This is a genomic window from Variovorax sp. 05L425 (genome assembly GCF_056397705.1).
Genome location: NZ_JBFTNY010000090.1, coordinates 1 through 351, shown reverse-complemented (window position 1 = coordinate 351; position 351 = coordinate 1). Strand labels below are relative to the sequence as shown.

1 protein-coding gene is annotated in these 351 nt (G+C 57.8%); it reads right to left on the bottom strand.

Annotated elements, in window-relative coordinates; all coding sequences use genetic code 11:
* Nucleotides 1-13: 13 nt before the first annotated feature.
* Nucleotides 14-241, bottom strand: a complete 228-nt coding sequence (locus AC1DN9_RS30105) for a biotin/lipoyl-binding carrier protein (RefSeq protein WP_478106025.1) — start codon at nt 239-241, stop codon at nt 14-16.
* Between the last annotated feature and the right edge of the window lie 110 nt (nt 242-351).

The following is a 351-nucleotide window of genomic DNA, read 5'->3' as shown; positions in this document are numbered from 1 at the left end:
TTCTTCACGGCGCTCATTCCTCTTCGAAGACCGCGATGTCCTGGCCTTCACGCACGGGAGCGCCTTCGGCGATGAGGATCTCGACGACGCGGCCGGCTTCGGGGGCGACGACGGGGATTTCCATCTTCATGGATTCGAGGACCATGAGGGTGTCGTCGGCCTGCAGGGTGTCGCCGGGCTTTACCAGGATCTTCCAAACGGTGCCGGTGATCTCGGAGCGAATCTTTGTCTGTGTGGTCATGGGTGGGTGCCTCGTTGGATGGCGGTTGAGCGTCGGATGCCTGAACTTTACTCGACATTCAGATTGTTGACAATACGAATGTGCCCATGATTTAATCGAGGCATTGCAGC